Origin of the sequence: Bradyrhizobium sp. WSM3983, from assembly GCF_000473045.1 — a bacterium.
Lineage (GTDB): Bacteria > Pseudomonadota > Alphaproteobacteria > Rhizobiales > Xanthobacteraceae > Bradyrhizobium.
On the sequence record NZ_AXAY01000035.1, the window covers coordinates 44,657 to 69,786 of the forward strand.

Here is a 25,130-nt window from a genome sequence, read left to right on the forward strand (position 1 = left end):
ATGCAGATTACGATGATGAAGGGCAAAATCCACCGGGCCTCGGTGACTGAAGCCGATCTGCACTATGAAGGATCGATTTCGATTGACAAGGCGTTGTTGGATGCTGCGGGGTTCTTGATCAACGAACGCGTCGAAATCTACAACATCGACACCGGAGCGCGCTTTGCCACCTATGTGATCGCGGCGCCCCAGGGGTCCGGCATAATAGGGCTGAATGGTGCGGCCGCGCGCCTTGCGATGCCTGGAGATAAGATCATCATTGTTGCGTATGCCTCCTTCGATGAGGCGGAAGCAAAATCGTTCAGGCCAAGCGTCGTGCTGGTCGACCCAGAAAACCGCATCCGGTCAGGTTGAAAACCAAAAGAGCGGTCTTGGAGCCATTGTCCCTAGCGGCCAATGGAAGTGTTGCGCGACTGTTGACGATCCCGAGCGCGAAAAATGAACTCAATCCATGCGGCCAAAGTCGCCGACTATGCCGCGGCCTTGCATGCGCTGAAAAAAGACGACCGTCTGCGCAGCCTCAAGCCGCGCGCAGGCGTCGATTTCGTATCGAACGACTATCTCGCGCTTGCGTCCGCACCGCGCATGAAAAAGGCTGTTTTGGCGGCGCTCGAGGCTGACACACCGATCGGAGCGGGTGGCTCGCGGCTTCTGCGCGGCAATTGCGAGGAGCACGAATGTCTCGAAGCAGAAGCGGCTCAGTTCTTTGGATCCGAGACGGCGCTTTTCTTCAGCGGCGGGTATGTCGCAAATTTTGCGGTCCTGACAACGCTGCCGCAGCGGGGCGACTTGCTCGTGCTCGATTCTCTGGTGCACGCGAGCATTCATGAAGGCGCGCGGGCCGGCCGAGCCGATTTTCGGATGAGCGCCCACAACGACCCCCAATCAGTCGAAGACACAATTCGCCACTGGCGCGCAAAAGGGGGAATCGGCCGGGCCTGGATCGTGGTCGAAAGTCTCTACAGCATGGATGGTGACTTCGCGCCGCTTGAGGAGCTGATCGCGATCGCGAACCAGTACGATGCGTTCTTGATGGTCGATGAGGCCCATGCCACCGGCGTCTACGGCGAGCAGGGTCGTGGGCTTACCGCTCGCTATAAAGGCCGCGAAAACCTCTTGGTTGTGCATACCTGCGGCAAGGCGCTGGGCGCTGCAGGCGCGCTCGTCACGGCAACCGGCGTGCTGCGCGATTTCCTGGTCAATCGCTGCCGTCCTTTTATCTTCGCAACCGCGCCGTCACCTTTGATGGCTGTCGCTGTGCGGGAAGCGCTCGCAATCCTGCAGCAGGAGCCCGAGCGCCAGCAGCGTCTCGCCGGCCTTGTTGCGTTCACACATCGGCAGATCGGTATCCGCAGTGGCAGAAGTCCGTCGGGCTCGCAGATCGTGCCATTTGTCGTGGGAGACAATGCGCGGGCAATGCGCCTGGCCGCTGCACTGCAGGCTCGCGGCTTCGATATCCGCGGAATCCGGCCGCCAACCGTGCCCACCGGCACGGCCCGTTTGCGAATCTCACTAACACTCAACGTCGTGGAGGATGACGTGCTTGCAATGCTCGATGCGCTGTTCGAGGAAATAAGGGGTTGGTCTCGATGAGTCTGCAGATCGTAGTAACCGGCACAGATACCGGGATCGGAAAAACGGTTGTTTGCGCGGGCCTCGCGAATCTCCTCGGCGCGAACTACTGGAAGCCAATTCAGGCCGGCCTCGAAGGAGAGACCGATGCTGAGGTCGTTACGCGCCTGGGCAGTATCTCAGCCGATCGCATCGTGCCGGAGGTTTACCGCCTGCGGACACCGGCTTCTCCGCGCTATTCCGCCGAAATCGACGGAGTTCGCATCGACGCGGATTCGCTCCACGTGCCAAACACCGGCGAGCGACCGCTCGTGATCGAGGGGGCCGGCGGGCTAATGGTGCCACTGAACGGCAACACACTTTATATTGACATCTTCGAGCGCTGGCGGCTCCCCGTCCTGCTTTGCGCCAGCACGCGACTAGGGACGATCAACCACTCGCTGCTCTCGATAGAGGCTCTGCGAAAGCGCCAGATCCATATTCTTGGGATAGCATTCATTGGCGAAAGAAATGCCGAAACTCAGAGTGCAATTCGCGAGATGGGGCGGGTGCGTTGGTTGGGGCGATTACCCTGGCTTTCGCCTCTCACACCAGACACGCTGCAGGCCGCGTTCAAAAGCTCATTTCGTGCTGACGATTTCAAGCCATGATGCCAACCAAGAAGTCGTCGATCTGGCATCCCTTCACCCAACACGCGCTTCGAGATGAAATGACAAGAGTTGTGCGTGGTGACGGCGCTTATCTTCATACCGGGGATGGCCGTCGAATCATCGATGCAATCTCATCCTGGTGGGTCGTGACCCACGGTCATTGCCATCCGCATATTGTGAGCGCGATTCAGGAACAGGCAAGCAAGCTCAACCAGATCATCTTCGCTGGCTACACCCACGATCCGGCCGAGGAGGTCGCGGCGCAACTTATGAAACTCGCACCCCGTGGTCTCGACCACGTCTTCTTCTCCGACAGTGGCTCGGCGAGCGTGGAAGTAGCCCTAAAAATGGCACTCGGCTATTGGCACAATATCGGCAAGCAGCGAATACGCATCGTGGTGATGCAACACTCCTATCACGGCGACACGGTTGGGGCGATGTCTGTGGGTGCTAGAGGCGTGTTCAACGCGGCATACGGGCCGCTACTGTTCGACGTTACAGCAATCCCGTTCCCTGCGAGAGGTCGAGAGCAGGCGACGCTCGATGCGCTCGATGCTGCATGCCGAAACGAAATTCCGGCCGTCTTTATTGTGGAGCCTCTGATTTTGGGGGTCGGCGGAATGTTGATGTACCCCGCCTGGGTGCTAAGCGAAATGAAGCGCATCTGCGAGGCCTCGGACGTCCTGTTTATTGCCGACGAGGTCATGACAGGCTGGGGCCGTACCGGAACACTATTCGCCTGCGAGCAGGCCAATGTCATCCCCGATATCGCCTGCTATTCGAAAGGCCTCACCGGAGGGGCGCTCCCACTGGCAGTGACGCTCTGCCGTGCGGATATATTCGACGCGCATTACTCGAAAGATCGTACGCGTACGTTCTTTCATTCCAGTTCATATACGGCGAATCCAGTGGCCTGCGCCGCCGCAAAAGCGAGTCTGGATCTGTGGCAAGATCAAGAATCTCGCCAGCGCGTCGCGTCGGTTGCCGCGATGCAAGAGCATGCAATCGACCCATTCCGCGCCGATCCGCGCTTTGCAAACGTCCGTCGGACCGGCACCATCACAGCGCTCGATCTGGAAACGAGCGATCCGGGCTATCTGGCAAACATTGGTCCGAAGCTTCAGGCCTTCTTGGAGGGCCGAAATCTCTTGCTCCGCCCACTCGGCAACACGATCTACGTGATGCCGCCTTATTGCGTCACGGCGGCAGATCTTGATCAAATCTACGCTGGTATCAGGGATGCTGCCGATGCGCTGGCTTGAAGGTGCGGCTCGAGCGCGTCTAACGGAACCCAGCTGCGGCCGTAAGGTGAATATGCTGGCCGAACCTGAACCTGCCGGAGGCTTTGGCAAGGGGGCCGAGCCGCTGTCGCAGAGATGTCCGACGCTGTACCCCCGGCGCAAGCTCGCCAGATGTGCGGAGAGCGGTAGCGTGCCGACGTGGCGGTGCCCGGCGCGTTGCAAAGTCGGTCCGCGTAACGAAATGGTGGCAACAAAGTTTCCGTTTTTGATGATTGCGCAATCATTAGATGTTTCTATCTGTCCGCCGCCGGCTTTGGAAATGTGGTTATTCGTTTCGCCTGCACCATTGACAGTCTTCTCTCAGCTTCCGTAGGTAGCCCCGAGTCCGGGATGCGGGCAGCGGAGCGGTCGGGATCTAAGATGAGCCACATTTCAGAGCAGCCTGTTGAACGTGTCACGATTCCAGTGCTGCAGCGGTGTAAGGACGAAGGGCGTCGTATCGTAATGACGACAGCCTACGATGCGGTCACCGCGCGCATCGCCGATTCCATCGTCGATGTCATCCTGATCGGAGACAGCGTTGGCAATGTCTGCCTCGGATTTGATAACACGCTGCCGGTCAGTATGGCCATGATGAACCATCACCTGGATGCTGTTGCGCGCACAAGAGCGCGTGCCCTGCTCGTTGCCGACATGCCATTTCTCAGCTTTCACCTCGGCATTGAGGAGACGATACGCAACGCCGGAGGCTTTCTGCAGCGTGGCGCGGCAGCGGTTAAGCTCGAAGGGGGCGCGAAGCGCATCGAAATGGTCCGTGCTCTCGTCGATTGCGAAATTCCTGTAATGGGTCATCTCGGTCTCACTCCGCAGAGTGTCAATGTCATGGGTGGATTCAAGGTACAGGGCCGGAAAGCCGACGATGCTCTGCGCCTGCTCGACGACGCTCACCGTCTGCAGGAGGCCGGATGCTTCGCTCTGGTCCTGGAGGGGGTCCCGGCGGAGCTCGCCGCGCGCGCGACCGAATTCCTGACAATACCAACCATTGGAATTGGCGCGGGTCCCAGTTGCGCGGGCCAGGTGCTCGTATTCCATGATGTCCTGGGATTGACTGAAGGTCATCGGCCGAAATTCGTTCGCGCCTATGCAGAGGGTTTTCAGCTGCTGCAGGAGGCGCTGTCGCGCTGGGCCGCAGATGTCCGCAGCGGCGTATTCCCGGGACCGAAGGAGTCCTATCGGCTTCCAGAGGGCCTTGCCGAGACGATCGCAACCTGGACCCCCACCTAGCCTGATGTACAGCCAAGAAATGCAGACAATCACGACAGTCGCTGAACTTCGTCGCGCTCTTGCAAACGCCCGCCGGGCCGGTCAACGCGTTGGATTCGTGCCGACTATGGGCTATTTGCACGAAGGTCACCTGGCGCTGGTCGAAGCCAGCCGGGCGCAATCTGACCTCACCGTCCTCAGCATCTTCGTGAACCCCACTCAGTTCGCACCAAACGAGGATCTCAGCACCTATCCGCGCGACTTGACGCGCGATGAGAAACTGTGCCGCGGCGCCGATGTTGCCATCGTCTTTGCGCCGGATGCGAGGGAAGTCTATCCGGCACGCTTTGAGACCTTCGTCGAGCCGGGCGACCTGGCAAAGCCGCTCTGCGGAGCGTTCAGGCCCGGACACTTTCGCGGTGTCGCAACCGTAGTCTGCAAACTGCTCAACATGGTGCAGCCGAATGTCGCGTTTTTTGGACAGAAGGATTTTCAACAATGCGCGGTCGTGCGTCACATGGCACTTGATCTCGATCTTCCGATCGAGATCGTTACCGTGCCAACGGTCCGGGAAGCGGATGGGCTCGCGATGAGCAGTCGCAACCGCTATCTCAGCGAGGAAGAACGTCGGCGGGCTGGCGCCATCAGCCGTGGACTGTTCGCCGCAGCGGACAAGTTCCGCTCAGGAGAACGCGACGTCGAAAAGCTGCTTGCAATCGCCAAAGGGCATTTGAACGAGGTCGATCGGCTGCAATACCTTGAGCTTGTCGACCATGATTCGTTCAAGGCCGCCAAAAGTCCGCTAAGCCACCCGGCGGCACTGTGTGCCGCAGCCTACGTAGGCTCGACCCGGCTGATCGACAATGTGATACTGGCGTTACCAACTTCCTAGCACCAGCACGAGCGGATTGAGTGCGGCGAAATCCGTCGGCAACACGTGCGCGAACGCGGAATTTAAGCGTCGTGTTGGGATAAGTTGCATTAATCAACATCGAGATGTCGTTACGATGCAGGGTTAGGCGCAGCCCCGTTTCACGACCCGACCGTTGCGCGGGGCGGCAACAATGACGTGGTCAAACTCGTCTCAGTTCGTCGGCGCGGCATAGGAGCAGGACATGGCTGGCCATTTCTACCGACTCCGCATGGGCGCGTATGCTGAGACATTGTTTCGGTGCAGCAAGCGCGAGAAGCTGCAAATGATCTGGCTGCAGTGCAATTTGATGCGGCTCGGGAGTGAAGTCATACGATCCGAGCACTGGTCCATCGCGGCAGACCAGCCAGTTCGGCATGAACACGGCGCGGCGCGAACCGACCCCAGAGGTAAGACGGCCCTGGGCGACCTCAAACAGATCTGCCGCGAAGCGCATTCAGAAGCGCCGACCATGTGGAGGCCGGCGTGAACAATAACGAATTGTCGTTCTCTGAACAGCCTGGTGAGCTGTCGCACTGGGCGAAGCCCAACTTGTCTATGTTTTTGACAAAAGCGCGGAGATTTCCAAAGCGAGCGGCTGCGCAGTGCCCCTGCTGCTGGAAGACAAGCGTGCGCCTACAAACGCGAATTCAGGATTCTGAAATCAATCTAAATTAGCAAGCCAGTCATCAACGAGCAAAGCAGGCCAGCTCCCGTTCTGCTCGATACCGATCACGCCCGTCGGACCGGCGACAACCAGCACTGCACCGGGCGCATAAAATTCATCACGGGGTAAAATGACCGGAGTAGCGAGCAGAATTATCGGGCAGTTGAGGAGTTGCCGGGGCTTTCGCGTTGGGTTGCGCGGCCAGATGGCACTGCTCGGGATTTCGGGAGTTGTTGTCACAGGTGCACTCTGCGCTGCCGCCCTGAACTACGCGAGCCTGGTCCAGAGCGAGACGAATGACAGCAACAAATTCAAAGGTCATGTCGCATCGCTGTCACAAAGCTTCCTGGTGTCACGACAAATCACGAACGACTTCCTGCGCAAGCCCAGCGAAATGACAATCACGAAGCATGCGAAGAGCCATGAGGAGCAGCTCGCAGACCTGAGTTGGGTCGAAGCATTTGTGTCGGCTCTGCCCGACCACGACCCACGGAAGGAAGCGACCGCGTTGCGGTCCGTGATCAATCTCTATGCGACCCGCTTTCGAAACGTGGTCTCGGCGCAACGCAATCTCGGCTTCAACGAAGATGATGGATTTCAGGGCAAGCTGCGCAAGGCCGTGCACGCCATCGAGCAACGTCTGGCCGACCTGAACCAGTCACGCCTCACGATCCTGATGCTGACGATGCGCCGGCACGAGAAAGACTTCATCCTTCGTGGCGAAGACAAAGATGGGGATCAACTGGCTGACAGGGAGGCGGAATTCGAAACCGCACTTGCTCAGGCGAGCCTACCTCCGGAGACGAGATCCCAACTGCTCGAGCTGATCCGCGCATACAAGTCGAGCTTTGTGTCCTTCATGGTGACGCAGCAGGCGCTGAGCGATCAGGCCGACGATCTCGAGCAAATCTACGACCGCATCAGCCCGGCGCTCGCAAAGATCATGGCCGCCGCTGACATGCGCTCGCGGGCTGCGGAAATGCAAGCTGAACAAATTCAGCGGAAGCTGATTTGGCTGATCGGGTTTGCAACGTTGCTCGTTGGCCTGCTCGCGTTGCTGTTCGGACGGCGCGTCGCACAGACCGTCGCTTCGATGACGGCGGCCATGCGCCAGCTCGGCGAGGGTCGGTTCGACGTCGTGCTGCCAGGCCTTGGCCGTAAGGATGAACTTGGCGAGATGGCCGCAGCGGTCGAACTGTTCAAGCTGAAAGCGCGCGAGAAGGCGCAAGCCGAAATCGATGTCAAGGCTGAACAGGATCGTACCGCCGCCGAGCAGCGCAAAGCCGATATCGCTCGGCTCGCCGGCGAATTCGAAACCGCTGTGGGCAAGGTCATCGATACGGTCTCCTCTGCCTCCTCAGATCTTGAAGCCTCCGCCCGCAGCCTTACCTGCACCGCTGATCACGGCCGGCAACTCTCAGTCGAAGTCGCCAGCTCATCGGAGCAAGCGTCTGCCAATGTTCAGCTTGTCGCGACAGCGACGGGCGAAATGGCGGCAACGATTGCCAACATCGGCCGGCAGGTCGAAGAGGCCGCCAATATCGCGCGCGAAGCGGTCCGCAGGGCCGAACTCAGCGATCAGCGCATGGCCGGTTTGGCGGCTGCGGCGGACCGGATCGGCAGCGTGGTCCAGCTGATCGCCGCGATTGCGCGGCAGACCAATTTGCTCGCGCTGAACGCGGCAATTGAAGCTGCGCGCGCCGGCGATCTCGGCAGAGGTTTCGCAGTTGTCGCTGATGAAGTGAAGTCTCTCGCAACGCAAACGGCGCATGCGACCGTCGAGATCAGCGAGCACATTGACGGCATTCAGACGGCAACGACTGACTCGGTCGGCGCGATTGCCGATATCGGCGTCATTATCGGCCGCATTTCGGAGATCGCCGTGACCGTTGTCAACTCCATCGCGGAGCAGGGAGCAACAACCAAGAACATCGCGTCAAATTTGCAGGAAGCGGCCGCCAGAACCAGTCAGGTGGCGGCGAGCGCCATTGAAGTAACCAACGGCGCAATGGATACAGGAGGGGCCTCGATGCAGGTGCTGATGTCTGCCGAGCTTCTGTCTGGGGAAAGCGCTCGGCTGAGGCGCGAGCTCGGCAGCTTCCTCGGCAGGGTCCAGGCGGCTTAAGCTGACATTTCAACGGCACGAGCCGCCGGAGCCGGAACATCGATGCGTTTTCGAAGACTACTCCAGCTGCTTTAAGGCAATGGTGCGGGCGAAAGCGTCTTCACGTGCGCGACCCGAGCCGTCGCGCCTCCTGTCCTCGGAGTACCCGCCTGCACAGGAGATGACACCTAGCTCCTCTCATCGTGATCCATGTTCCATGCTTGATCGCTCTTGCTCCAGAGCTTCCATACCGTTTCGATGCAGCCAAAGAAGCGCCCTTGCGAGCTGACGAAGATCGTTTCGGCTCGCACCAGCGGGCAGTCGCCGTGCGCGACGAAGAGCATCCGCAGCTTGCTTCTCCAAAAGCGATAGTTCCCGCTCTGTCATCGTCACTTGACCGATCTACACTCACTCATACCGCACGTTTGCTGAGTTGGCCCAACGGCACTCGTGCGCGGACTCGGACAGCAGTCGCAGATCTCAAGCATGCCGGCCTCTGCGCCCGCGCCATGTTTGCAGGCTAGGGTACGTTGACGAGTGGCATGGGCGCGGTCGGTCCCGGCTCGAAACCATCCTGGTGGCGGCCATGGACCGGCAGCGCAATTGCAAAGGTCACGAGCGGAATGATGGAGTCCACGCATGGCAAAAAGCATACTCCGGTAGCAGTATCGGATTTATGAATCTCCTCGCACTCCGGAGTGTCTGAGAATCGGCGTGCAAACCTCGTGACCTCTAGATCAGACGAGCATGTCGGGCCGCAGAGACAGACCGACTTAGGTTCGTCCTTCTGGATCCTCAACGCCCTCTTCGGTTGCAAAACGGCGCGCGGTCACCTCAGCGCGCTGGAAAGAAGCATGTCTTCCTGACAACAGCAGGAATAGTGCACACGATTCGAATAATCATTTATGCGTTCGTCGGTCAAACCGCGAGGGCAGCAATGGGGCTCATGTTCTTCGCCGCAACGGAAAGCGATGTATGCCCAATCACGACTTCGTCTCGGGTAGCCTCCTTGCACTGACCGCTGGTGGGGTTGCGCTGCTCTGCTCGAGCCTGCTTGCCTTGGCATTGATCTAAAGCCAGTGCGCTGGTTGGTTACGTGCCTTGCGTTCGGGCGTCTTTTAATGCGAATCTGCCGGCGAACCCGGCCGGTCGGATGCCAATCACTATGGTTGGAACGGGACACCAAGTTCGTTGGATGTATACGGCGGAGGGGAAATGATCAGATCGATGTTTGCAGCGTGTTTGTTGACTTGTTCCGTTGGTGCGGCGCAAGCGCAATACCTCGGTACGGGTTCTAACCCAAACAACCACGGCGTCTCGGGTTATACCCGCAGCAATGGGACTTATGTGCAGCCGTACACGGCGACAAATCCGAATAGCACTCAGCGCGACAACTACGGCACCAGCGGCAACTACAACCCGAGCACTGGCACATTTGGCCATCGCTCGGCGCGGTATTGAAAGTCGCCGCGATGGCCAAGTCAACGCGTAACACCGGCAAGCCTTGGACGGCCCAGGACGTCCGGCAGCTCAAACAGCTGGCAAAAGGCAACACGCCCACGCGCGTTATCGGGCTCAAGCTCGGCCGGACCGAGACCGCAATCTACGGGAAGGCCTCATCGGAAGGCATCTCCCTTAGCCCCACAAACCAAAGCCCCTACAATCGCAAGAAGTGAGTGGCTATGCCGGTATGCCCCAGTGAGCGCGTTAAGTCGTGAAGCACCTGGGCCGTGCGGTAATGCCGAGGATGGGCCTGCACAAAACGGCTTCACGACTCGCTGGCGCTGCGACGGCGCTGCTGACCGGGATTGCCGTGGCAAACGCGGCCGATTGCTCTGGCAAGCATGCGCTTGGAACGTCGCGCGTGCTCGCTGTCGATGCAAAAACCTATCCCCCCGTCGGCCTAAAAAGCTTTGCGCAGACCTTGCCCTTAGCCGACCATGAGATCGCTCTCACTTTCAATGACGGGCCGAGGCCCCCAAACACGCAGAAGGTGCTGGCCGCGCTCACGCAGGAGTACGTGCGGGCCACCTTCTTCCTCGTCGGCAAGTCTTCCGCCGAATTTCCCGAGCTTGCATATCGCTGCCGAGGGCCACACTGTCGCGCACCATAGTTGGTCGCATCCGATGATGTCTCAGATCAGCTTCGAGCAGGCGAAGGAAGACATCGATCGCGGAATCGCGGCCGATGAGATGGCGCTAAACGGCACGTCGACCAAAACGTCCTCAACGCCGTTCTTTCGCTTCCCCTATTTCGACTCGACGCCTGCGACGCTCGACCTCCTGCAGTCACGTGGCATCCTTGTCTTTGGCGCCGATCTTTGGGCGGCCGATTGGGAAAACATGACCCCGGAGCAGGAATTGAAGAAGATGATCGAGCAATTCGAGATCACCAAAAGGGGAATCATTCTGCTGCTCGATCCGCAGCCGCGGACGACAGCTATGATGCCCACGTTCCTGCGCTACCTGCACGACCAAGGCTATCGGATCGTACACTTGGTGCCGGCTGCTGCCCCGGTTCAGACGCACGCCGACGGAGCTCATTGATGGTGCGAGAGCGGCTCTGAGTTCCGGCTCCGGAATCGCGGGTTGCGTAGAGTGCGGCTGCGTCCGCTGCAAAACGGTGATTTCTTCGCATCAGGCGCCATCGAGATCGCCATCGCCCCGCGACAATCGCCAGTCGCACAGGCCAGACGCCGTTCTCAATTGGGACACTCGCAATTCAAATTGGTGCAGACATACTTGCCTAACTGAGCATTTTCTGACGCTCTGATGCAACGACCAGAAAGAGGAGGTCGAGCTTTCCTCCGGAGTGCTTCGGGCAGTTAGCCCCTCAGGAAACAACAACGCCGCTCGCTTGAAATGAGTGCGAGCGGCGTCGCTCCAGCCCCGGGAGGATGATGCAAAATCCCGGTAGCCGCTAAACTAGCATAACCTGTGCCAAAATACATGTTCTGAGGCGGGACACGCGCTGCGGCAGATGAGGACGCAATATCATAATCCGCGACCATAGTCCGCGCTCTGCGCCCAGTTGTCCTCGCGTGACAAGCAACGCTTGGAGCGGCATGGGGCCTGATGCGGAAGTGCTATCGTTCACTCAGTGCACTGGCGAGGCGGGCAATACCGTGCCGGATCTGTCTTGCTTCAAGTGCTGCGTAGCCGAAAACAAACCCAGCTCGCCGTTTCGCGCTTCCTCGCCCATTCTCGTATAGTCCGGAAACAGGATAAATGCCGACGCCTTTGTGCCGGGCGTTTTGTGCGATTGCGTCTTCCTGCGCCGCATCGAGTTTCTTGAACCAGGCCACCACATGGAGCCCGGCCTCCGCGCCCTGCACTTCGATAGCCTCACCAAAATGTTCAGCGAGGGCCTCGAGCAAGGCCGAGCGGCGCTGCGCGTTCTTTCGCCGCAGCTTTCTCACGTGCCGCTCGTAGGCGCCCGAGTGTAGGAAGCTGGCCAGCGCCGCTTGCTCAAGCGTCGGCGAGTGCCGATCGGTCAAGCGCTTGGCCGTGCGGAATGCGTGGATGAGCTCTGGCGGAACCACGACATACCCCAGACGCAGCAAGGGCGAGAGCGTCTTTGACAGCGTTCCGAGATAGATGACGTGAGCCGCCTCATCGAAGACATGCAAGGGCTGAATGGGACCAATATCGTATCGGTACTCGCCGTCATAGTCGTCCTCGATGACATAGGCTCCCGCCTTATCGGCCCACTGCAGCAGTTGAGCACGACGCGATGCTGAGAGAACGTGACCTAACGGAAATTGATGTGAAGGCGTCACGTAGCAAAGCCGAGCCTTTTTGACATCCTTAAGGGCTTGTGTCTGCAATCCGTCTTCATCGACCGGGACGAACTGAGGCGTGGCTCCGGAACTCTCAAAAACATGCCGGGCGGCCCAATAGCATGGCGTCTCGATCACGAAGCGATCGCCGGGATCGAGCAATATTCGCGAGCACAGATCCAGACCCTGCTGTGATCCGTTGACGATGATGATCTGCTCGACGCCGCAGCGCAGACTGCGCGCACGCCACAGATAAGCCTGCAGCGCTGTTCGCAGCTCCATTGATCCCTGCGGGTCCTGATAGCGCAGGCTGCGCGGACCAGACGCCGTCAGGACTTTCGTCAGAGCGCGCCGCCAGGTCAGGCTCGGGAAATCGGCAGCTGCAATATCGCCGTATCGAAAGTCGATCGGCAGGGCCTCGGTCGCGATCGGCGGTCCGGACAAGGCGAGGAGCCGTCGCCCGAACGCCGATAGACGCGCCGTTCTTGGCGCCTGCTTGCCGGCCGCCCGCGACAGGCGCCCCGATTGAAGCGCAGGCGCAACAAAGGCCCGACGTCCCTGCCGCGTCTCGATGAAGCCTTCCGCCAGAAGCTGCTCGTAGGCTGCCGTAATCGTGGTTCGTGAGGCTCCAAACTCGGCTGCGAGGGCGCGGGTCGAAGGAAGCTGGTCGCGCGGTCTGTAGACGCCATCCTCGATCTGGGCCTTCAATGCTTCATAAATTTGCCGCGCCCCATTTGGCTTATGGCACCGCTTTCCTGTCTCTGACTGGCCCACCAATACCGCTCCAAACTGGTCCTTCAAAGTGGCCTGTGTGCGGCCTAGATGGTCAGGCATCAAGATCCGATCGAGGTGTTCGGATGCGGAGGAGTTCTAGCAATGTATATGCCGCCAGCCTTTCGCGTCGAGGACATCGCCGAGATTCACCGGACCATGCGTGAGGCCCGCTCGGCAACCCTTGTCACTGCAACCGAAGAGGGGCTGGTCGGAACGCCGGTCCCGATGCTTCTCGACGAGACGGAGGGTGCGAATGGCACGCTTTACGCGCACGTGGCAAGGTCTAATCCACAGTGGAAGCTGCGGCCTTCCTGTGAGGCGATGGCCATCTTTGCGGGGCCTGAGGCTTATGTCACTCCGTCCTGGTACATGACGAAGCAGGAGACGCACAAGGTCGTGCCAACGTGGAACTACGTTGCGGTACATGCCTACGGTGCGATCGAATTTTTCGACGATGCGGATCGGTTACTCGACATAGTGAGGCGACTGACGGACCTGCACGAGCAATCGCAAAAGGACCGCTGGGCAGTCGCGGACGCTCCGGCTGATTTCATCCAAGCGCAGCTCAAGGCGATCGTCGGCCTGCGCATGCCGATCACAAGGTGCGACGCCAAACGGAAGGTGAGCCAGAACCGCAACGCAGCGGATCGCGCCGGCGTCATCGATGGATTGTCGAGGAGCGAGCGCCCTGAAGACCATATTGTGGCCGCTCTGATACCGAGAGGATGAGCTGGAGGCTGCCGGGATGGGGTGAATGATCGTCGAATTTCGGGCGTTCCTGCTGTTCTTGGGAGCTGCGCGCCTGGTGGCGATCACACCAGAACCCGGGATGTTTTACGTTGCGGCACGAACGTTTACAGGTGGCCGTGCGCATGGTCTGGCATCGAGCTTTGGTACCGGTGTTGGAGTCTGGTGCATGTCATTGCCGGGGCGGTCGGGATCTCTGCGCTCGTTATGGCGAGTGCGGAAACCTTCACTCTGCTCAAGCTCGCCGGAGCTGTCTGTCTGATCTGGCTTGGCTTCAAGACATGGAACGAAGCCGAGATCGTCGACCCGATCGGAGTGGAGATAGCCGTGTCGGAGGGTATTTCGGCAAGACATTATTGTCGAAGCACTGAATCCGAAGTCGGCTGCATTCTTTCTCGCCTTCGCCCCGCAATTTATCGAACAACCGCCGATGTCGCCCGGCAGTTTGTCATCCTTGGGATCGTTTCAGTTGCGCTCAATACTGCTGCCGATGTGGTCGTGACCCATTAGGCGGCCAAAGCACGAGCGGGCCTGGCCAAGCGACCATCTGCCCTCGCCAAAATGCGACCAGTATCTGGTGCAGCTATGTGGACGCTGGGATCTTCACGTCGAGCTTCACTTCTTGTTGCGCGGCGGGCTGGTTGATCACCCTGGGGTCCATTCTGTCAGCTGCGGCCTGTCTTCCGACGTTGCAGCGCAATCTTTCGGCTGACCGCTCAGGAAAGACGACGCCATCTATGAAGACCACGGCGTGCATACGTCGTTCGCCTCGGGTCGCGCTAGTCTGAAGGTAGTGGATGTGCAGCATGTGGGTGATCGGTCCGCTCCGTCGCGGTAACGGCCGGTCGCCAACCGTCACACCCCGAACAGCTCGGACATGAGTCCTGAATCAGCCGAATGGCAAGCCGCGCTAGAGTTTTGGGATCTGTTTCGCCGCCCGCGGCGAGATTTAAGATCCTCTCGGCAAGGCATGCTTTTAAGGAAGACGTCCGCGCAGGTTCCGGTGCCATTTGGACAGCATCGTCCAGGACGCGCCGCAACACGGCACGCAAGTGAGCTTCTGAATTCGCAGCTGTCATGGGGCTCATCCAACGGATCAAATCTGTGCGCGTTGGCTTCGGCTCTCAGCCAGTGTTCCTGAGAAGATCCGTCGAAGCCCACCGTTCGATAATCCCGTGTCGTCTGGTGATTGGTGCAGTCGGCTTGGTTGCCGTCTCACCCGACACATACAAGAAACATGTTTAGCGGAGGTGACACTGAACCCTTGGAATGCGATTTCTTTGTTGGGTTCGCTTTGTCCAGAACGAAGGCGAGAGGAGTTGTGTAACGACCGACCGAGTCTCGGTAGATCGTGCGGCCTGCAGCTCCGTTCAAGAGCGCGTGGTAGAGGTGATCAAGGAATCTCTCCGCGGCGATATGTTTCTGCGTAAACTATCCGAACCGGCGGAGTAACGTCGAATGCAAGCAGCTCGTTTGGGTAGGAGCGGCATCAGGCGGCGCTGAATCGGCAGCAGGGTCGTTTTCCAAGAACTGCTCAGAACCTCGTCGCACTTCAGCAGCAACGGCAAGCGCGTGCCTATCCCAGGTGGCGCGATGTGGCGAGCCGGGCTCGCAGGCCGCGCGTTTGATCGACAACGTCGTTCTGAACCGGAGACACAAGCCTGTGTGGGTAAAGCTAGTGCCGGAGACGAGCTCTACCACAACACCAAGGCGTCTTTTACAAGAGCGACCGTAGTCAGCTGTTGGTCGGTGCCCCGACTGACGCAGGAACGCATGACATGAGCCAGAGAAGCCAAGCCGAGCGCGCCGCGTCTGGCCGCGCGTTTCATGATGGAGAATGTCGGGCCAGTCTGGACCGATCCAGGCTCGCTAGCGATGTAAAGCCCGCAAAGCTCGACCTCAGCGGATGGTGCAGGAGCTTGGCATCATGTGACGGCGTGGTATTTGGTCCGCTCAGCCAGATTGGGTTGGAGGTGAGAATGTCAGTCCGTCGGCAAACAGCTCTGACAGCCGGCCGGCTAATTCTCCGTCCGGTTAGTCGGCACGATGATCCCTCGTGCGGCCAGGCAGTTTAGCACCGTATCGGCCAACCGTTCCGGCTGCTGGTTCAGTGTTGTCAAATGGATCTCTGGCACGCTCGGCGCCTCGTACGGCGCATCGACGCCGGTGAAAGTCTTGACCATGCCTGATTTCGCCTTGGCGTAGAGCCCCTTCGGATCGCGCCGCACGCATTCGCCGATCGGCGTGTCCACAAAGACCTCGATGAATTCGCCGTCGCCCACGGCATCGCGGACCATGTCTCGCTCAGCCTTGTAGGGCGAGATGAACGAGCAGATGACGAGCAAGCCGCTATCGACCATCAGTTTGGCAACCTCGCCTGCACCGCGGATGTTTTCAGCCCGATCGGATTCGGTCAAGCCGAGATCCCGATTGGGACCGTGCCTGAGATTGTCGCCGTCCAAGAGCATGGTGTGATACGACATCGCAAATAGCTTCTGGTCGACGAGATTGGCGATGGTCGATTTGCCAGCGCCGGAAAGCCCGGTAAACCAGATGATGCAGGGTCTTTGGTGCTTGAGAGCGGTGCGCTCCTTCTTGCCGAGTGAGAGCGGCTGCCGGGCTATGTTGGCGGCACGCCGCAACGGGAAGGCAATCATGCCAGCGCCGACGGTCCGGTTGGTGTCTCGGTCGATCACGATGAAGGAGCCGGTACGCCGGTTCGCTTCATAGGCATCGAAGGTTGCTGGCAATGCGGTTGCAATCTTGCAGAAGCCGATTTCATTGAGGCGCAAAGTGCGGGCTGCCACGTGCGCGCCTGTGTTGACGTCGATCCTGTATTTCATCGCGGTGATGCTGCCGGACGCGCTGGATTGCGTGCCGATCCGGAAGCCATAGGATCGGCCCGGGACCATGTCCTCCTGGTCCATCCAGATCACGTGGGCGGCAAACTGATCAGCGACCTCCGGTCGTTCCGTCGGCTTAGCGATGATATCGCCGCGGCCGATGTCGATCTCGTCAGCCAGTGTAATTGTCACCGCATCGCCGGCTTCGGCGCGCACAAGCTCGCCATCGTACGTCACGATCTGCTTGACGCGCGAATTGCGTCCCGATGCCGGAACGACGATTTCGTCGCCAACCGCAATGCTGCCGGAGACCACCGTTCCAGCGTAGCCGCGGAAATCCATATTCGGCCGGTTCACCCATTGGACCGGGAAACGGAACGGCAAGCCAGCCGTCTCGGACTGGATGTCGATGCTTTCGAGATAGTCCAACAGGCAAGGGCCGTGAAACCAGTCGGTATTGCGGGAGCGGTTGATGATGTTGTCGTCGTGTCGTGCGGAGATCGGGATAGCCGCGACCGACGTGAAGCCGAGATTCGAAGCGAACTTGACATAGTCGGCCACGATGCGATCAAACACTTCCTTGCGGTAATCGATCAGATCCATCTTGTTCAGGGCCACGACCACGTGCCGGATGCCCAGGAGCGAGCAAATATAGGAGTGCCGCCTGGTCTGGACCAGGACCCCTTTGCGCGCATCGATCACAATGACTGCGAGCTGGGCGTTGGAGGCGCCGGTCGCCATGTTACGCGTATATTGTTCGTGACCGGGCGTATCGGCCACCATGAACGATCGGCGCGGCGTGGTGAAGAAGCGATAGGCGACATCGATGGTGATGCCCTGTTCGCGTTCGGCCTCAAGTCCATCGACCAGCAGGGCAAAGTCGATAGCATCTCCGGTTGTGCCGTGCTTGACGCTGTCGCGCGCAAGCGTCTGCAGCTGATCCTCATAGATAGCCTTGCTGTCGTGCAGAAACCGGCCGATTAGCGTCGATTTTCCATCGCCCACCGAGCCGCAAGTGATGAAGCGCAGCTGATCCTTGCTGTCGGTAAAGGTGAGCTCTCGCAGCGCATCAGTATCCATTCAGAAGTAGCCTTCCCGCTTCTTTTTCTCCATCGAGGCAACTTCATCGGTATCGATCAGCCGTCCCTGACGCTCGGAGACTGTCGCAACCTGCATTTCCGCGACGATGTCTTTGATGGTGATGGCGTCGGACTCGATGGCGCCGCTCAGCGGATAGCAACCAAGCGTGCGGAAACGCATCATCTTGAGCTCGGGCGTCTCGTTCGACACCAAGGGCAGGCGCTCGTCATCCACCATGATCAGCGCGCCATTGCGATGGACCACCCACCGCTTTTTCGCGAAATAAAGCGGAACGACCGGAATGTCCTCCAGCATGATGTATTCCCAGACGTCGAGTTCCGTCCAATTCGAAATGGCAAATACCCGCATCGTCTCGCCTTTCCGGCTGCGGGTGTTGAAGAGATTCCACAGCTCCGGCCTCTGGTTGCACGGGTCCCAGACATGTCCGCGCGAACGGAAGGAGAAGATGCGCTCCTTCGCCCGGCTTTTTTCCTCATCGCGCCGGGCGCCCCCGAACGCTGCGTCAAAGCCGTAGAGGTCGAGCGCCTGCTTGAGCGCGTCTGTCTTCATCACCTGGGTGTGCAGCGTTGATCCGGAATCGATCGGGTTGATGCCGCGCTCGATCCCGTCGCGGTTCACATGAACGATCAGGTTGATGCCAAGACGTTGGGCCGTCTCATCGCGAAAGCTGATCATCTCGCGAAACTTCCAGGTTGTGTCGACATGCAACAGCGAAAACGGGACCTTCGCCGGATAGAAGGCCTTCTGCGCCAGGTGCAGCATGACGCTCGAGTCCTTGCCGATCGAATAGAGCATGACTGGCTTTCGAAAGTCGGCAACCACTTCGCGCATGATCTCGATGGACTCGGCTTCCAGCCGCCGCAGACGCCGCGGCAGCGTGCGAGTCTGTGGTTTAGTGATATTTTGTGCGTGCATTCTGAACATCTGATGTTCGCCGCGCGGCAAGTCGCCGTTTCGATGATCTAGCTTGCCGTAGCTCATGGGGCCGCTCTCAACGTTCGTCACGGTGAACAGCAATTACGCCGAATATCCGCGTGAGCTTCTCGAAACTGATCCAGATCAAGTGCCTTGCTTACGTGCAGCTTTCGTTTCCATATCCCGCCGGCGCAAGGGTTGAGAACGGAGAAAGGTGGGAACAGATTGCATCTGCAATGACTACCTCACTCGCGTGCTCGAAGCCGTTTGTTATGAGATGAGGAGATCAAGATCAACTCCATTTCAAGACCGAAGCCCTGGAGCGACTCTCTCCATTTATCGTCTGGATGTGCGCCATCGACAGAATCGATTTTACCAATCGTGCGGAATGGCGGATAAAAAAAAGCTCAGTTGGAGAAATAGATCATCAGGCCGGTTTTGCCTCGTTTCATGTGAGGGCCGTCTCAGATGCCGGTTGTCGGTTCTTGAGGGGCTTGTCATCACGCATCTTTGCGGCGGGCGTCATTCGGCAATGGCCTTCATTTTGACGTGTTGAAGGCCTCATGAACAAACACGACGTCGATGTCGACTTGTCTACGCGCGAGTGCGCGGAAGAATTGTTGACTCGCGCCATCAATAGAAAAATCGCAAGCGACAGCACTTTGTGTTCGTAATGGATATCAGCCTGCTCGTCGCCAAGGTTAACGGCGAATGCCCTCGCCGTAAATGAACCGCCGGCAGCCCTCCATCTGCCGACGGAAGCTGGTGCGATGTCTTGAAGCATCGCTCCTCCCAGACTGAACTTCGCCCGGCCCCCAAAGGGTCGGGCTCTTTTTTATGCGGCCGGATCCATCCGCGTTTAGCGGGCCAGGGTTCGCAAGCGAGCTCAACGTCTTTCAGCGCACCCTTGGGACGCGTCTGTCCATTCTGCCTGAGCCTGCCCGTTGACCCGGATTTGACTCCGACGGCCCAGGATGTTGTTGGGACTGCTCAATCGGTCCAGCAGATGCTGTCTTGCAAAGCCAAAAGCTGATCGCCCGGAGGGTCCACCAAATTAACTCGATCGAGCGCGAGGTGTCCCGGCACGAGTGAGTTTCCAAGTCGTGTCCTGATGCGAAACGCGCAATCGGCCATAGTAGACCGCGGCCATGCCCGTGTTCGAAACCGTCCGACCGGCCGTCGCGCGGCCGTGATCGTCAGCGATAAGCATCATTGACAAAGACGGCCAGCCCGCTAGCCTACTTCAGCACTCGCGCTTTGATCAGGGTTCATGGTCCGATGTACGCGCGGTGTAGGCCTCCTTGCGCAGGACCTCTCATAATCGGTTGGGCGGGCGAGCAATGGTGCGCCGCCAATCAAGAGAGTCAAGGCAACACCGTCTACGGCTTGAATCGTATAACGGTCCCCCTTTGCATCCATGCTGTGGATACATTCGATCATAACAATCGATTTTACCGATCGACCTGATCGCTGATAGTCAAGCGCCGGCTGAAATGGAATTGAGGCACGTCGTCAAGATCGATTGTCGATCGGTGAGGCAGTCAGGCAGCCCAACGCAATCTGCGGGCCGGCAGGTCTCAATCTTTAAATTCGCGTGCCAGAAGGGTGCATGAGGCAGTCATGACTATGAGCGTGGACGGGTCCGGAGAAGGGACTAATAGAGCGCCTGAAGTAAGCGTATCGAGTGACAGCGTTTTGGGCGCTCCCACTTCGACTTTTCGCATTTCACCTGCACAGGCGCGTCAAGCGTTCTTCGTAGTCCCAGTGAGGACACGTCAACAGCCGGGTCCAGCTGAACCTCTCCCTGTGGAGCGCATCGCTCAGTTTCATCGCTGCAATTCGGGTGTCCAGCGCCTCAAGCAGAGGATTGGGCAGCAAGTCGAAGAGATTAGGAGCCTGATTGACGATGGCAGGAACGAGCGGGAAGCGACGCAATTGCTGACTGAACTCACAATCGAGCTGATATCCGCAGGGCTCGGGCCGAAACGAGACGAGCGATCCGACAAGGCGGTCATAAGTGGTGGGACAGGGCGATTCTTACAGGATCACTGCAGCGTATGCGATCCAGAACAGCTCTCGGCTCTCGGACGTATCTTTGACGACGCAGTTGCGGCTTTACCGGAAGATATGCGAACTCTTGGTTATCGAACAGAGGTCGCCAAACTCATTCTAGGACGTGCTGTAACAGATCAGCTTGAGCCGGGATCACTCATCAAAATTGTAATAGCCGTTGCCTCTGCCGTTTGATCGTTTGATCAATTATTGCGCCGCCCGGGATGTCGTTGGAGCTCGGAATCTTGCCTGGAACATGAAATACGTATTGTAAGGTCCCAAAAAGATGTTGTGGGCGGCGCGTCGGGGACGTGACTCCTGCACGAGTGTGGACGACGTAGAGAGCTAGCTCGTTGCGAGTACCGCTCTGTGGTTGCCCGATGCGAACCTCGGCTGCGTGCGGTGAGAACAGGTAGGCCATCGCGCGAATATCGTTCGGGTGCCATCGATGCCTGAACGTCGGAGGAGCCGACGTCCGTCAGCTCTCGCACTGTCCGCCGAGACCCAGCTGACAAGGATTCAGCACTAGATCATGATCTCGTCCGAGGTGTAGTTCTTGGTCTCGTCGCATGCGCCGGCCAATGTTCTATCCTGTCTTGAACGCACCGCTGCTTTGAAAGGCTGTGAAATACCGAGAAGAGACAAGGCGACGAAAACCGTCTGGTGTTCGGGCGCCTGATGATCCCCGATCGTCGGGTCGGCTATGAGGGCGGCACGGACAAGTGAATCTTCTGCGAGCAGAAAAGCCGGCCTGCCGATGATGCGATAAGGAGCGGCACGCGTCTGCGCCGCTTGATTCATTGCGCTTGATCCGGACTGCGGCACGAACTGGACATAGCAGTAAGGCCGCAAAGAGGTCACACAGATAGAGCAAACCAACGGGGTCGAGGCTCTATGATGATCATCGATCGTCGCCGGAATGATTGTCACGGCCGATGTTCAAGGAAGCCGTGCTTTTCTAGTCCGACTCAGGGCGGGACGGATGCCGCGCCATTCAATTCAACTGAGTAGCCGATGCCGCGCGCGGTCCTGATCCGTAGCGTCGCAACGGACTTCCTCAAATGCCCGCGCAAGCGATAGATTGCGCCTTCAAGCGCATTGGTCGAGACGTCATTGTCGAACGAATAGATGCTATCCTCCAGTGACGCGCGCGGCACCGTGCGGCCTGCATGACTGAGCAGATGCTCCAGAATGCACAGTTCACGGCGTGCGATCCTTAGCGGCCGGCCATCAACCCAAGCTTGCCGGCCGATCGGATCGAACTCGACATTCCCAAGCCCGATAAGTGGGGCTGTCATTTGCTTTGATCGCCGCAACATGGCTCGCATCCGGGCGATGAGTTCATCAGTGGACACGGGCTTGCACATGAAATCGTCCGCACCACCGTTGAAACTTGCAATCCGGCGATCGAGATCGCTTATCACCATCGCGGGCATCGCCTTTCCGTTCCGCCTCAATTGCTTCAGCCAGTCCAAGCCGTCCCCATCGGGTAGAGCCAACTCGAGAAGAAGAATGTCGTACCGCGCGCAACCAACAGCGGCCCCCGCTTCATCCAGAGTGTGCGTCACGTCGACGGCGAACCCGCAGTTCAACAGAGCTCCTTGGACGGAACGCGCAAAGCCGGTGTGATGATCAACCAAGAGTGTTCGCATTTCATCTTCTTTCGTCAATCTGCGACGAATTCAGGTCGTTCACCGATCCGACAAGAGCCACGCCAACACAGCCATCGTTGATCTCCAACTGACCGTCCTGGTCCTGGCGCAAGTGGGTCGGCGGTGGTTCTCCCGCCTTCCCACCGGCCATATTGATAACCTGCAACCGCGCGAAGCTTGAAGAGGTTGCGGTGCAAGCTTAAGGGTTCGAGACATTCGCAAGTCTGCTAGCTGTCAGGATGTTCCGACGCGACCGACGCGTCTCGCAGTCCGTGTCGGAAAACCTACAATCTGACGCTACGTGCGATTCAAGCCCATCCGTGGACCCCTTTCGAGATTATCCAGATATTCGCAGGGCTTGCGCAGCGAGAACGAAATGTTGAGGGGCGCAAGCCATCGAGCGCCGGCGGAATTGGTTTGGATTGTGGGGGTAGCGCCCGTTGCGGCGACAGTCGGGATAACGGGCGTCCAGCTCGAGGCTGCGCTCAGCGAGAGCAAGTCGAGAGACTAAAGGTAGCCCGGTTAGGGCGGCCTTTCCGAAGGGGCGGAGCATGCTGCTATTTGCGATGAAGCCTCGCGCCCCGAAGGTCCGGCTTGTGACACGCTGCTCCGCCCATACACCTGCAAGACCAGAAAATACGCAAGACAATTGCAGCGTTGTGAGTTGGCACGTGCCTTGAACGGGCGAAGGCTGTCCCGCATCGCATTCCCAGGAAATCACCATTATGGCTTACAAGATAGTCGCGTCCCAGTGCACCGCCTGCGGCGCATGTGAGTTTGAATGCCCCAACGCGGCAGTCAACCTCAAACGTGACGTATATGTGATCGATCCGAAGAAGTGCACCGAATGCGAGGGACATTCTGACACGCCCCAATGCGCCGCTGTCTGCCCCGTTCCCAACACGTGTGTCGCGGTCTAGTGGAGCGCTGATGAGGATGGCCGGTACGAGCAGCCCGGTCCCACAATGGAGCGCTGCTGCCTGTCTTGTGCTGACCTGGTTGCCGGTGAGCTGGCAAAGAGAGTTCCGCTCCCTGGTGGCGATCGCGGCCATTCCGTGTTCCAGGAGCGCATCATCGGAAACCCACAGAAATCGCAGGGCAGGATAATAACGCGGGCGCTGCTCCTGTCTGACCAGGCCAAGATCGGCAACAAGCTGGAGCTGCAAATCTTCGGGATGGCGATGCGCGCCGGCACCCCATAGCGCGATGCCGCTGATCGAGCTGTTCAGCGTGCCGGCCACGTGCCGTGCGTCATTGGCGCTCTACAACACGCATGCAAATGTTGATGCACTCGCGCGGGCTGTTATTGCGGTCGATGAATTGCTCGCATAAACGGGCGGGTGCTCCGTCGCATCGCCGCATCAATACGTGTAATCCTATTAGCGTGTGGCCCCTGCCGGCGTGGTTAAGGCGGTTCTTCGTCGCGACCAAAAACGAGGGCACGCGCGCTGGAGGACAATGGCGCGGCATTGGCCGATGCGAGCGACATGAAAATCCGGTTGCAATGCTGGAGCTTTCATCCCTGCCAAGTCACGTTTCAATCCGCAGGTCCTGCTCGCGGTGATGCGCGCTACGACGCGCCGGATCCAGACCGGTCTTCGCCCTTGCTGTCGTTGGGGTGAAGACGGTGGCCGCTATTTTGCCACCAAACCGACCGAACCGGAGACCCGGACTGCACCCGACATGCCCTTCGACGCGAAGCGTACTGCGGCTTCGATGAAGTCATCCTGATCTCGGACAGAGGCAAAAAAGATCAAGTGGCGGCAGCAAACTCATTGATTGACTTTGGGGTGTTCGCCCGACGAGCTTCAGGGGGTCGGGACTGCGGCAGCGCGCTTCGCACAGCTTCATCAAGCTGAACACGCTGCGCCGGCCATTGCCCTGGCAAGCAGCGGAAAACGAAAGCGCCCGCCCGAAGAGGGCGGGCGCGGTTGGGTTGCGGGTCAGTGGAATGTGAAGTCCGATGCGCTCAGGCCCAAGCTGGCCAGGCCGTCCACGCTGTGCACATTGCTCAGGTGGGCGAACTCATCCACGTGGTTCGCGGAGGTGACGTAGGCCAGATTCGCACTCATGCTATTGTATCCAAAGTAGACGATAATGTCGCCGGGGGCCGCGGAAATGGCGCTGGCTGCGTCAGAGCCGTTGGAAAAACCCCGATCGGTGATCACCACGACATGTTCCCCGTGAGCACCTGAGGCCGGGCCACTGTAGAACGTGTCCACCTGATTGCCCGGGCGCGCGTGATTGAGGAAGTTCGCGTTGAGACCGTCGCTGCCAAAGCCGACCGCGTCGAATGCGAAGGTGTCCTGTGCCGGGTCAAAATCCACGATAGTAGTGTGGTCGGCGTCCGGCCCGTACTGTTTGTCGAACCCGGGGATCGGATTGTGGAACTGGAACGCAAAGGTGTCGTTGCCGGTGCCTCCCGTCAGGGAATCCCTTCCGTCACCGGCGAAGAGGACGTCGTCGCCGGGACCGCCGTAGAGTTTATCATTGCCCTCATTGATGATTCGCGGTTTGTCGGGGCCGTTGTCGCCATAGAGGAAGTCGTTACCCTCGTCGCCGAAGACGTTGTCGTTGCCCTCGCCACCGAAGACTCGGTCATTGCCCTCACCGGCCGAGATGACGTCGTTTCCGGCACGACCGTCGATCCAGTCATCGCCCTTGGGGTCGATGATTATATCGTTACCGTCGCCGCCAAAGAGACTGTTGCTGCCCGGACCGCCAACAATTGGTTTGTCCACCGCGAATACTCCTTGTTAGACAGCCCCACCACGCCACCTGGCTCGTTCATATTGCTCGTCGGCCGATTAGAACAATTCATTGTTTTGATAGAACGCATCGACCTGGCGGATACATCCACG

General features: G+C 59.0%; 22 protein-coding genes and 1 pseudogene. 14 read left to right on the forward strand and 9 right to left on the reverse strand.

Annotation, left to right across the window (positions count from 1 at the left end; all coding sequences use genetic code 11):
* From panD to panC, 6 genes are all read left to right on the forward strand, one after another.
* A complete protein-coding gene (gene panD / locus YUA_RS0134990; RefSeq protein WP_027534851.1) occupies positions 1–354 on the forward strand; it encodes an aspartate 1-decarboxylase in 354 nt (117 codons plus the stop codon).
* A gap of 84 nt (positions 355–438) precedes the next feature.
* Positions 439–1,593, forward strand: coding sequence for an 8-amino-7-oxononanoate synthase (locus tag YUA_RS0134995; RefSeq protein ID WP_027534852.1), 1,155 nt, complete (start codon positions 439–441; stop codon positions 1,591–1,593).
* The gene (bioD, locus tag YUA_RS0135000; RefSeq protein WP_027534853.1) at positions 1,590–2,222 is read left to right on the forward strand and encodes a dethiobiotin synthase; all 633 of its coding nucleotides are present in this window, start codon (positions 1,590–1,592) and stop codon (positions 2,220–2,222) included. Before YUA_RS0134995 ends, bioD begins: the two co-directional genes overlap by 4 nt.
* Positions 2,219–3,484 carry an adenosylmethionine--8-amino-7-oxononanoate transaminase gene (locus YUA_RS0135005; RefSeq protein WP_027534854.1) on the forward strand — a complete coding sequence of 422 codons (1,266 nt, stop codon included), beginning with the start codon at positions 2,219–2,221 and terminating at the stop codon, positions 3,482–3,484. Before bioD ends, YUA_RS0135005 begins: the two co-directional genes overlap by 4 nt.
* 399 nt (positions 3,485–3,883) lie before the next feature.
* Positions 3,884–4,747, forward strand: coding sequence for a 3-methyl-2-oxobutanoate hydroxymethyltransferase (gene panB / locus YUA_RS46000; protein ID WP_035972536.1), 864 nt, complete (start codon positions 3,884–3,886; stop codon positions 4,745–4,747).
* A gap of 19 nt (positions 4,748–4,766) precedes the next feature.
* Positions 4,767–5,618, forward strand: a complete 852-nt coding sequence (gene panC, locus YUA_RS0135020; RefSeq protein WP_027534857.1) for a pantoate--beta-alanine ligase — start codon at positions 4,767–4,769, stop codon at positions 5,616–5,618.
* A gap of 181 nt (positions 5,619–5,799) precedes the next feature.
* Here the strand turns inward: panC and YUA_RS50525 are convergent, their stop codons facing one another.
* Positions 5,800–6,093 carry a hypothetical protein gene (locus YUA_RS50525; protein ID WP_156947476.1) on the reverse strand — a complete coding sequence of 98 codons (294 nt, stop codon included), beginning with the start codon at positions 6,091–6,093 and terminating at the stop codon, positions 5,800–5,802.
* A gap of 415 nt (positions 6,094–6,508) precedes the next feature.
* On the opposite strand from YUA_RS50525, the gene YUA_RS0135030 reads away from it, so the two are divergent.
* Positions 6,509–8,428 (forward strand): methyl-accepting chemotaxis protein, encoded by a 1,920-nt coding sequence (locus tag YUA_RS0135030; RefSeq protein ID WP_051383541.1) that lies wholly within the window; start codon positions 6,509–6,511, stop codon positions 8,426–8,428.
* Positions 8,429–8,595: 167 nt separating this feature from the next.
* On the opposite strand, the gene YUA_RS50530 is transcribed toward YUA_RS0135030, so the two are convergent.
* A complete protein-coding gene (locus YUA_RS50530; RefSeq protein ID WP_156947478.1) occupies positions 8,596–8,751 on the reverse strand; it encodes a hypothetical protein in 156 nt (51 codons plus the stop codon).
* Between the two features lie 1,128 nt (positions 8,752–9,879).
* Between YUA_RS50530 and YUA_RS0135045 the strand changes: the two genes are divergently transcribed.
* Both YUA_RS0135045 and YUA_RS46005 read left to right on the forward strand, forming a co-directional pair.
* Entirely contained in the window at positions 9,880–10,083 is a 204-nt protein-coding gene (locus YUA_RS0135045) for a hypothetical protein (protein ID WP_027534860.1), read from the forward strand.
* A gap of 62 nt (positions 10,084–10,145) precedes the next feature.
* Positions 10,146–10,953: pseudogene (locus tag YUA_RS46005) on the forward strand (polysaccharide deacetylase family protein).
* 539 nt (positions 10,954–11,492) lie between these two features.
* Here the strand turns inward: YUA_RS46005 and YUA_RS0135055 are convergent.
* Positions 11,493–13,019 (reverse strand): PLP-dependent aminotransferase family protein, encoded by a 1,527-nt coding sequence (locus YUA_RS0135055; RefSeq protein ID WP_084293073.1) that lies wholly within the window; start codon positions 13,017–13,019, stop codon positions 11,493–11,495.
* Positions 13,020–13,061: 42 nt separating this feature from the next.
* Between YUA_RS0135055 and YUA_RS0135060 the strand changes: the two genes are divergently transcribed.
* Together YUA_RS0135060 and YUA_RS52835 are read left to right on the forward strand one after the other, a co-directional pair.
* Positions 13,062–13,688, forward strand: a complete 627-nt coding sequence (locus tag YUA_RS0135060) for an FMN-binding negative transcriptional regulator (protein ID WP_027534862.1) — start codon at positions 13,062–13,064, stop codon at positions 13,686–13,688.
* A gap of 183 nt (positions 13,689–13,871) precedes the next feature.
* The gene (locus YUA_RS52835) at positions 13,872–14,216 is read left to right on the forward strand and encodes a LysE family transporter (protein WP_371259933.1); all 345 of its coding nucleotides are present in this window, start codon (positions 13,872–13,874) and stop codon (positions 14,214–14,216) included.
* A 1,508-nt stretch (positions 14,217–15,724) separates the two neighbouring features.
* Here YUA_RS52835 and cysN read toward each other — a convergent pair.
* The 5 genes from cysN to YUA_RS0135090 form a co-directional block, all read right to left on the reverse strand.
* Positions 15,725–17,629 carry a sulfate adenylyltransferase subunit CysN gene (gene cysN / locus YUA_RS0135070; protein WP_027534863.1) on the reverse strand — a complete coding sequence of 635 codons (1,905 nt, stop codon included), beginning with the start codon at positions 17,627–17,629 and terminating at the stop codon, positions 15,725–15,727.
* Positions 17,630–18,565 carry a sulfate adenylyltransferase subunit CysD gene (cysD, locus tag YUA_RS0135075; protein ID WP_035972547.1) on the reverse strand — a complete coding sequence of 312 codons (936 nt, stop codon included), beginning with the start codon at positions 18,563–18,565 and terminating at the stop codon, positions 17,630–17,632.
* 448 nt (positions 18,566–19,013) lie between these two features.
* Positions 19,014–19,349 carry a hypothetical protein gene (locus YUA_RS50535; protein ID WP_156947480.1) on the reverse strand — a complete coding sequence of 112 codons (336 nt, stop codon included), beginning with the start codon at positions 19,347–19,349 and terminating at the stop codon, positions 19,014–19,016.
* 1,793 nt (positions 19,350–21,142) lie between these two features.
* On the reverse strand, positions 21,143–21,418 hold the full coding sequence (locus tag YUA_RS0135085; protein WP_027534865.1) for a hypothetical protein: 276 nt from the start codon (positions 21,416–21,418) through the stop codon (positions 21,143–21,145).
* A gap of 167 nt (positions 21,419–21,585) precedes the next feature.
* The gene (locus YUA_RS0135090; RefSeq protein WP_027534866.1) at positions 21,586–22,269 is read right to left on the reverse strand and encodes a response regulator transcription factor; all 684 of its coding nucleotides are present in this window, start codon (positions 22,267–22,269) and stop codon (positions 21,586–21,588) included.
* A gap of 725 nt (positions 22,270–22,994) precedes the next feature.
* Here YUA_RS0135090 and YUA_RS49200 point away from each other — a divergent pair.
* Genes YUA_RS49200 through YUA_RS50540 form a run of 3 tightly spaced genes read left to right on the forward strand, consistent with a single transcriptional unit; the run spans position 22,995 to position 23,601 of the window.
* On the forward strand, positions 22,995–23,189 hold the full coding sequence (locus YUA_RS49200; protein ID WP_084293074.1) for a 4Fe-4S binding protein: 195 nt from the start codon (positions 22,995–22,997) through the stop codon (positions 23,187–23,189).
* A 45-nt stretch (positions 23,190–23,234) separates the two neighbouring features.
* Complete coding sequence (locus YUA_RS52840; RefSeq protein WP_371259934.1) at positions 23,235–23,471, forward strand: hypothetical protein; 237 nt, start codon at positions 23,235–23,237, stop codon at positions 23,469–23,471.
* Positions 23,472–23,475: 4 nt separating this feature from the next.
* Complete coding sequence (locus YUA_RS50540) at positions 23,476–23,601, forward strand: aminotransferase class V-fold PLP-dependent enzyme (protein ID WP_245285338.1); 126 nt, start codon at positions 23,476–23,478, stop codon at positions 23,599–23,601.
* A 611-nt stretch (positions 23,602–24,212) separates the two neighbouring features.
* On the opposite strand, the gene YUA_RS0135110 is transcribed toward YUA_RS50540, so the two are convergent.
* Positions 24,213–25,010 carry a calcium-binding protein gene (locus tag YUA_RS0135110; RefSeq protein WP_027534867.1) on the reverse strand — a complete coding sequence of 266 codons (798 nt, stop codon included), beginning with the start codon at positions 25,008–25,010 and terminating at the stop codon, positions 24,213–24,215.
* Between the last annotated feature and the right edge of the window lie 120 nt (positions 25,011–25,130).

Excerpts from the sequence above, each read along its gene's own strand:
- panD (WP_027534851.1), top strand. The coding sequence starts at position 1 with ATGCAGATTACGATGATGAAGGGCAAAATCCACCGGGCCTCGGTGACT.
- YUA_RS0134995 (WP_027534852.1), top strand. The coding sequence starts at position 439 with ATGAACTCAATCCATGCGGCCAAAGTCGCCGACTATGCCGCGGCCTTG.
- bioD (WP_027534853.1), top strand. The coding sequence starts at position 1,590 with ATGAGTCTGCAGATCGTAGTAACCGGCACAGATACCGGGATCGGAAAA.
- YUA_RS0135005 (WP_027534854.1), top strand. The coding sequence starts at position 2,219 with ATGATGCCAACCAAGAAGTCGTCGATCTGGCATCCCTTCACCCAACAC.
- panB (WP_035972536.1), top strand. The coding sequence starts at position 3,884 with ATGAGCCACATTTCAGAGCAGCCTGTTGAACGTGTCACGATTCCAGTG.
- panC (WP_027534857.1), top strand. The coding sequence starts at position 4,767 with ATGCAGACAATCACGACAGTCGCTGAACTTCGTCGCGCTCTTGCAAAC.
- YUA_RS50525 (WP_156947476.1), bottom strand. The coding sequence starts at position 6,093 with ATGCGCTTCGCGGCAGATCTGTTTGAGGTCGCCCAGGGCCGTCTTACC.
- YUA_RS0135030 (WP_051383541.1), top strand. The coding sequence starts at position 6,509 with ATGGCACTGCTCGGGATTTCGGGAGTTGTTGTCACAGGTGCACTCTGC.
- YUA_RS50530 (WP_156947478.1), bottom strand. The coding sequence starts at position 8,751 with ATGCTCTTCGTCGCGCACGGCGACTGCCCGCTGGTGCGAGCCGAAACG.
- YUA_RS0135045 (WP_027534860.1), top strand. The coding sequence starts at position 9,880 with ATGGCCAAGTCAACGCGTAACACCGGCAAGCCTTGGACGGCCCAGGAC.
- YUA_RS0135055 (WP_084293073.1), bottom strand. The coding sequence starts at position 13,019 with ATGCCTGACCATCTAGGCCGCACACAGGCCACTTTGAAGGACCAGTTT.
- YUA_RS0135060 (WP_027534862.1), top strand. The coding sequence starts at position 13,062 with ATGTATATGCCGCCAGCCTTTCGCGTCGAGGACATCGCCGAGATTCAC.
- cysN (WP_027534863.1), bottom strand. The coding sequence starts at position 17,629 with ATGGATACTGATGCGCTGCGAGAGCTCACCTTTACCGACAGCAAGGAT.
- cysD (WP_035972547.1), bottom strand. The coding sequence starts at position 18,565 with ATGCACGCACAAAATATCACTAAACCACAGACTCGCACGCTGCCGCGG.
- YUA_RS50535 (WP_156947480.1), bottom strand. The coding sequence starts at position 19,349 with ATGCTTCAAGACATCGCACCAGCTTCCGTCGGCAGATGGAGGGCTGCC.
- YUA_RS0135085 (WP_027534865.1), bottom strand. The coding sequence starts at position 21,418 with ATGAATCAAGCGGCGCAGACGCGTGCCGCTCCTTATCGCATCATCGGC.
- YUA_RS0135090 (WP_027534866.1), bottom strand. The coding sequence starts at position 22,269 with ATGCGAACACTCTTGGTTGATCATCACACCGGCTTTGCGCGTTCCGTC.
- YUA_RS49200 (WP_084293074.1), top strand. The coding sequence starts at position 22,995 with ATGGCTTACAAGATAGTCGCGTCCCAGTGCACCGCCTGCGGCGCATGT.
- YUA_RS52840 (WP_371259934.1), top strand. The coding sequence starts at position 23,235 with ATGGAGCGCTGCTGCCTGTCTTGTGCTGACCTGGTTGCCGGTGAGCTG.
- YUA_RS50540 (WP_245285338.1), top strand. The coding sequence starts at position 23,476 with ATGCCGCTGATCGAGCTGTTCAGCGTGCCGGCCACGTGCCGTGCGTCA.